The organism is Acinetobacter sp. YH01009 (assembly GCF_013420765.1).
In the GTDB taxonomy this organism is placed as follows: Bacteria; Pseudomonadota; Gammaproteobacteria; order Pseudomonadales; family Moraxellaceae; genus Acinetobacter; species Acinetobacter amyesii.
In genome coordinates this window covers 1-6,437 of record NZ_VOYE01000031.1, presented here as the reverse complement: position 1 = coordinate 6,437, position 6,437 = coordinate 1, and the positions used below count along the sequence as shown (strand labels likewise).

Here is a 6,437-nt window from a genome sequence, read left to right as displayed (position 1 = left end):
GTGTATTATGTTAATTTTAGAAAATCTTAAGATAATTATTAATGAGTGGCTTAATGAATAAAGAAATTTCTGTATTACTGCATGACGTTCCTACTCATGCAGATTACGCATGTGATGCAACAGATTTAGATCCAGAAGATATTCCTGAAGATCGTATAGAACAAGTCATAAATTTATTAAATTCTTCTGATGAAAATATTGTATTTGAGGCAGCAAAACTTCTGACTAATTGGGGACAATCCTCTGGTTTTGATGCATTAGTAAATTTATTAAATGAAAATAAATTAGTTGGTTATATAGATCATCGTTTACATGGTTATGATGATACACTTCAGCATGTACTTAGAGCTTTTGTTCGTTATTGGGCATTCCAAGCTGATCTAGGATTTGGTGAACAGGCTAGAATAAAAATATTTCATCCTATACAAAAGATTATAGAAATATCTAATACAGAACCATTTGATATTAGTCGCTTATTTTGGTTAATTGATGATGAAAAATACGATGAATATATTCCTTTAATTAAAAACCATTTAATCCAAATAATAGATCATCCTGAATTACAATTTTGGAAAATCCATGATGCTATTGAACTGATGCTGAAATTAGAGCCTGAGTTTGTTCATAATTTATTAGAAGAAAAAGGCAAAACATTGGAAGACTTTAAAATTAACACTTTATAAAGTTATACATTTAACATAATGGTGGTTATACGCAATATACTTGTATATTAATATAAAAATCAATGACTTAAAACTTCACACTCAACCCTAAAATCCGTAAAAAGCCGACTTTGAAACAAGTCGGCTTTTTTATGTTCGATTCTGTAAGCTTTTGCCAATAAAAAATGGAAGAACTTTGCAAAAGTTACAATTTTGTATTAACATTTTTATATTAACAAAAAGCGATGCAACTATGGAAATTGAGTTTTCATGGGATGAGCATAAAGCAGAAATAAACCTTAAAAAGCATGGTATAGCTTTTGAAGATGCGACATTGGTTTTTTACGATGCTCATGCCTTATATAAACAGGATCGCTTTGAAAATGGTGAATATCGTTGGCAAGCGATAGGTATGGTACATGGGCAAGCTGTTTTATTGGTGGCCCACACAGTACAAGACCATAATGGGATGGATCATATCCGCATTATTTCGGCACGACAGGCAGAGAAAAAAGAGAGGAAACAGTATGAGCAAAACCGTTACGTACAAAGTAGATTTGAATAAACCTCCTGTTTTGTCTGAAGAACAAAAGGCAAGACTTGAAGCTCTGGCTAAACGCGCAGACAGTGAAATAGACTTTTCCGACATTCCTGAACTTGATGAAAGCTTTTGGAAAAATGCTGTCCAAAATCCGTTTTATAAGCCAACTAAACAAGTGACTACAGTACGCATTGATGCAGATGTCATGCAATGGCTAAAAGCACAAGGCAAAGGCTATCAGACACGTATGAATAAGATTTTACGTGATGCAATGCTGAATGATTTAAAAAATCACCCATAAAAACGGAGCTTAAGCTCCGTTTTTTACAAACTATTTTTAAGCTTATAGAATCTAAATTCGGGGTAAATTAAACCTATAATAAAAAGAATGGTAAATGCTATCCATAGAAACAAAGCCATAGCTCTAAGCTGTTCTTCATTCCATGAGCTTGATTCCATATCTAAGAAAAAGATACTCTTCCAGCCTTTAATATAATCAGCTCCACCCCATGAAATAATCCATTTGAACATTAAGCTAACTGCCAAATAAATAAGTACCCACACCCATGTAGACATAAATTACCTTATTATTTTTAATCACTTATTGGATAATTATAACTGATCTTAATAGTCTTATTTAACATAAAATCTCTTATGCGAAATTTCAGCTCGATGCTTTGAAATATGGCTTTAGCCATGTTTCAAAGTCGGGCAACTTTGCGCTTGCTGTAATCTGATCAGTAATAAGAAAAACCAAGCAAAGTACCGATCAACTAGTATTTTTTAGGGTCGATCTGACACCAGTCATACGTTTTTTCTTTGACACTACTCGGTTCAAACGAATAGCAATTTTTCCTCATGATTCTCACCAATGTTTCACCATCACTTTCTCTAATTTGTAGCGGATATTTTTTTAGTAAAGCCATATCAGCTCTACGGTTATCAATTTCGTCTTTGCTTGGCACGTATAAGAAGATTGCCAAAATGAATACCATCATCACAGCCACAAACGTGCTGGCAAAAATAAGGATAAGTTTTAAGTTGAGCCTGTTTGTAGCTTCGTTTAATGCCTGAATACTGTTGTTTAATGCACCTGTATGCTTCTTATTTGCGTTTTCTAGCGATTTTTCAGCCTTGTCTAGCACTCCACTAGCGACTTGGTTGTAAAACTGCTCTAATCGCTTCTTATCGTCTGCTATGGCTTCTCGATATTCCTTCATGGATGCCAATAAAATATATAACTGGTCATCTAAATCATTTTGATTACTCATAATGACATTCCGCCTCTACTTAGTTTTTGAGATGCCTTGCGGAGTGCTTGCTCGGCTCGTTGTTTATCTAATTCTTGCTGTCGTTTCATTTCCGCTTGGCGTTCCAGTTCTAGACGTTTGGTTTCTTGGTTCTTCTGCCATTGATCAAAACCTTGATCGACACGGTTTAAACCACGCTGTAAAACGCTCTCTTTCTGCTGTTTCTGTTGGTCAAGCTGTTGGGCGTTCTGCTGTTTCACATTGTCATTAAAACGGCTGATTTCAGTGTCTATGCCTTTTCTGCGTAATTGGGTGACTTTAGTGCCTTCATGGATGGTGGCTTGTAGTCCGTTATTCTGATCGGCATAGCTGCGGTGATCTATTTTTTCCTGTATGCCTGCTCGTTCCAAAGCACGATTGGCAAGGTTTGCCCACGTTTCCCGAATCTGTTTAATTTCGTCTTGGGTTGTACCCATACCAAGGCTTTTTCGTTTGGCGTTGCTGAGTTCAATTTCTGCCTTTGTGGTCAGAGTCAGATTGTTTTCAGGGTCTAATTCCGCCTTTCGGGTGGTAAGCATGATATGGGCGTGATGGTTCTTATCATTTCCGCCTTTGCTGGGTTCGTGGATGGCTAAGTCTGCAATCACGCCATAGCGATCAACTAAGGCCGTGGCAAAGGCTTTTGCCAAGTCCTTACGTTGATCTGCGTCTAATTCATCGGGTAGGGCGATTACCCACTCTCTGGCGGTTCGGGCATCTTTGCGGTTTTCGGACTGTTCCGCCAAGTTCCAAAGTTGGCTGCGGTCAATTTCAATATTGAGATTAGACACAATTTCGGTATGGGCGACTCCATCCTTTCTCGTAAAGTCATGCGTCAGCCCTGTACGTTTATCTTCTAGTTTTTCCCCTGCACGATAAGCCATAGATGCAACGGCAGTTCTTCCCGAACTGCGGTTAACGGTTTTGGTTGTACAGTGGTAAATCGCCATTAAATTTTCCTTGTGGCATCCACGTATTGATTACATTTCGGGCATTCTTTTCTAATAGTTTGAATGGATACTCCATTCATTTGCTCTATAAGAATTTTAGGTAATTTGTATAAAAATTCATTCCCACAGTTTGAGCATATAAAAATATGCTGTTCATCAATATTGTATTTCTTCATTTGCTTTACCGCTTTTGCTTTTGCTTTTGGGGTTAAGGGGTGTCCCCCTTACGCATCTTTTGACTTGAATGAAATTCAAGTCGTAAGTGCGCATTTCATGAAAAACACGATAGCATATAGCTCGCTTGAACTCTAGTTCATAGAGCCTTATGCTTGAGTGGTTTTCTATATCCCGAAATTAACCGTTATGACAAAATCAACTGAAAATATTGAAAAGAAAATTGAAGCCCAGTTAGAGAAGCTGAAACAGTTAAAAGCTCAGAAACAGGCTATCGAAGCAAGAGAACGCACCAAGAAAAAAGAACAGGAACGTAAGGACGATACTAGACGTAAAATTCTGCTCGGTTCTTATTTGATTAAAAAGATGAATGCTAATGAAGCAAATAAAGAAAAAATACTTGCTGAACTTAACGAGTATTTAACAGAAGATCGGGATAGACAGCTTTTTGATTTGCCTAATATTGAGATATCCAAATAATGCGAAAAACACTAGTTTTATGGGGTGGAATTTTAGCGACAATTATGAGTACGCAGAATCTTAGTGCTTGTGAGCCACACTCACCAGATGAGGTATTTATAGCAAGGGTTCAATCATTTGAATCAGGTGAAAATCAGACTAAATTTCAATTTTCTAACCATAATTTTATTTTTCGCCCATTAATGGCTTGGTTTAGATATTCTAGCCCAAATGAATGGAATAGCGATTTTAAAATTAAGAATATAAAAAAAGGAAGTTTGATCATTGGTTTAGCATATCCGCCAGATGGTAACCAAGCAAGAAAGTATCAGGTGAGTTCACTGGCATTACTTCAGTGTAAGAATGATGTTATCTCAATAAGTAAGCCATCCGTTCCTTTTTTAGTATGGAATAGAGAAAAAGGACATTGTTTCTATACGGATAAGAGTGGTCTACTGAACGGCTTTCTTGAAAAAGATCAGACTTATTATTTACATAAAATTCAAGCTAAATATCCGACTTGCCGTAAACTGTACTCAGCGTTCCCTATGACGTAATGTATATAAAATCTTAGTCTTTGAAGTCTGTTTCAGTCCGCAATGCTTTAAAAATCCGCTTTGCGGTTTCCTCTCGGACGGATGTAGGGTCACGTAAAATATTGGCAATCCATATTGAAAAGGCTGGGTAATCTTTATTGTCGGCTAAGTCAGAGATGCTATGAACCTTAGATAATACTGAACTGTAGGTCTTAATTTGACTGTCAGATAAGTTGCTGAACATATCTATAGTTTTTTGATCTCGCTGAGATTCTATTTTTTTAGGTGACAATTTTTGCTTAAATTTTAATTCTATGTGTGTGAACTTACGCCCTGTTTTTAACAGTTTATATTTGATTGTAATGGGAGATTTTTCATTAAGTTCATCAATTGCGGTATCTATTACCCATCTTTTTAAGTCTGCCGTTAATGGATACTTATTATTCAGATCAAGCATATTGCGCAAGTCATCAAGCCTTATTTTTCGATAACCTGTACTCTTGAATTGCATCATTAATTCATAAAATCGAACGCTATACCCACTACTTACTCCTGCTATGTCTTGAAGAAAATATTGTGTGAAGTTAGATGATAAGTTACTAATAAAGGGTAATACAGACTTACTAAACCTTATTGCCGCCAAAATATAATCTTCTGCATAAGGATCGCTCCCTGTCACCTCTTGGATAAATTCAGGATTAGCCAAAGCCCAATCACTATTGTATTTCATGATGTCTTGAACCCATCGAGTTTTAAATGTCCCTGCTTCAGTTGTTATTGTGATAACTCTATTAAAAAGTCGATCACATGCTTCTCTAATTTCTCTGCTTGCTGTTTTTGGGTTAACACCTAACTCAATAAATGATTCCCTTGTGACGCAATAACCTGTGTTATCTGTCACTTCTTCGCCTTTGGGTATACAGGCTATAGCCGCCAAAATTAAGCGCTGTTCATTCAAAGACAGTTGATAACTAGCTTCAATAATATTATTTGCTTTGACTACTAAGAGCTTACTCATTTTTGTATTCCTTATTATTAATTATGAGAATAATATATCGCCTCATAGTTATGCGTCAATCCCTCATAGTTATGCGTCAATCCCTCATAGTTATGCGTCAATCCCTCATAGTTATGCGTCAATCCCTCATAGTTAAACCGTGCAAAGCCACGCACAGCATGGCTTTGAGTGGGGTCTAAAAATATTTAAAAATATTTAAAATATTAAAAAATAGGGAAATACTTAAAACTGCCCTATGTACTCGCTAAAGCTCGTACTCTATTGAAGCTCGTTCCTCGCTTCGTGGGGCAGTTTTTCGTTAATACTATTTGTGAAATCTAAAAGCAAAAGCATTGGTAATGTATTCGCTTCGCTCATACTTTTTGAAAAGCAAAAGCTCCAAAGTTCGCACCCATTCGGGATGCTCTGTATCTTTCGTTGTGAAGCAAAGGGGAGCTTGTAATCAGAGAAAAGGCGAGGGCGAAATTTTAATGATGCTCAATCACTCGTAGACACTCGTTCGGTTCTTATTATCTAGGTTTTAATTATTCACTGGAGCTAATCAAAACCGTGGAACATTGCTCAAGAAGTAAGCGTGGAACGTGAAAAATGCATAAAAAAGCCCAATCGGCTGTGATAGGGCTTTTCAAACAAACATAAGACACTGAAATTTAAAGATAAATTTAAAGCATTTCGTATAAGGTGTATTATGTTAATTTTAGAAAATCTTAAGATAATTATTAATGAGTGGCTTAATGAATAAAGAAATTTCTGTATTACTGCATGACGTTCCTACTCATGCAGATTACGCATGTGATGCAACAGATTT

Annotated in this window: 9 protein-coding genes; 5 read left to right on the top strand and 4 right to left on the bottom strand. The window is 36.3% G+C overall.

Annotated elements, in window-relative coordinates:
* Nucleotides 1–53 precede the first annotated feature (53 nt).
* From FTT76_RS17150 to FTT76_RS17140, 3 genes are all read left to right on the top strand, one after another.
* A complete protein-coding gene (locus tag FTT76_RS17150) occupies nt 54–683 on the top strand; it encodes a hypothetical protein (RefSeq protein WP_078194520.1) in 630 nt (209 codons plus the stop codon).
* Nucleotides 684–915: 232 nt separating this feature from the next.
* On the top strand, nt 916–1,227 hold the full coding sequence (locus tag FTT76_RS17145; RefSeq protein ID WP_096902542.1) for a BrnT family toxin: 312 nt from the start codon (nt 916–918) through the stop codon (nt 1,225–1,227).
* Complete coding sequence (locus tag FTT76_RS17140) at nt 1,190–1,504, top strand: BrnA antitoxin family protein (RefSeq protein ID WP_096902543.1); 315 nt, start codon at nt 1,190–1,192, stop codon at nt 1,502–1,504. The genes FTT76_RS17145 and FTT76_RS17140 overlap by 38 nt, the downstream gene beginning before the upstream one ends.
* A gap of 23 nt (nt 1,505–1,527) precedes the next feature.
* Here FTT76_RS17140 and FTT76_RS17135 read toward each other — a convergent pair whose 3' ends face one another.
* The 3 genes from FTT76_RS17135 to mobQ form a co-directional block, all read right to left on the bottom strand.
* Nucleotides 1,528–1,779 carry a hypothetical protein gene (locus tag FTT76_RS17135; RefSeq protein ID WP_004969151.1) on the bottom strand — a complete coding sequence of 84 codons (252 nt, stop codon included), beginning with the start codon at nt 1,777–1,779 and terminating at the stop codon, nt 1,528–1,530.
* A gap of 197 nt (nt 1,780–1,976) precedes the next feature.
* Nucleotides 1,977–2,474: a hypothetical protein gene (locus FTT76_RS17130; RefSeq protein WP_180006217.1), complete on the bottom strand. Its 498-nt coding sequence runs from the start codon at nt 2,472–2,474 to the stop codon at nt 1,977–1,979.
* Complete coding sequence (gene mobQ, locus FTT76_RS17125; RefSeq protein ID WP_180006216.1) at nt 2,471–3,442, bottom strand: MobQ family relaxase; 972 nt, start codon at nt 3,440–3,442, stop codon at nt 2,471–2,473. Before mobQ ends, FTT76_RS17130 begins: the two co-directional genes overlap by 4 nt.
* 363 nt (nt 3,443–3,805) lie before the next feature.
* On the opposite strand from mobQ, the gene FTT76_RS17120 reads away from it, so the two are divergent.
* On the top strand, nt 3,806–4,096 hold the full coding sequence (locus FTT76_RS17120; RefSeq protein WP_151710984.1) for a mobilization protein: 291 nt from the start codon (nt 3,806–3,808) through the stop codon (nt 4,094–4,096).
* On the top strand, nt 4,096–4,632 hold the full coding sequence (locus FTT76_RS17115; RefSeq protein ID WP_228271298.1) for a hypothetical protein: 537 nt from the start codon (nt 4,096–4,098) through the stop codon (nt 4,630–4,632). Before FTT76_RS17120 ends, FTT76_RS17115 begins: the two co-directional genes overlap by 1 nt.
* Before the next feature lie 13 nt (nt 4,633–4,645).
* Here FTT76_RS17115 and FTT76_RS17110 read toward each other — a convergent pair whose 3' ends face one another.
* On the bottom strand, nt 4,646–5,629 hold the full coding sequence (locus FTT76_RS17110; RefSeq protein ID WP_151710986.1) for a RepB family plasmid replication initiator protein: 984 nt from the start codon (nt 5,627–5,629) through the stop codon (nt 4,646–4,648).
* Between the last annotated feature and the right edge of the window lie 808 nt (nt 5,630–6,437).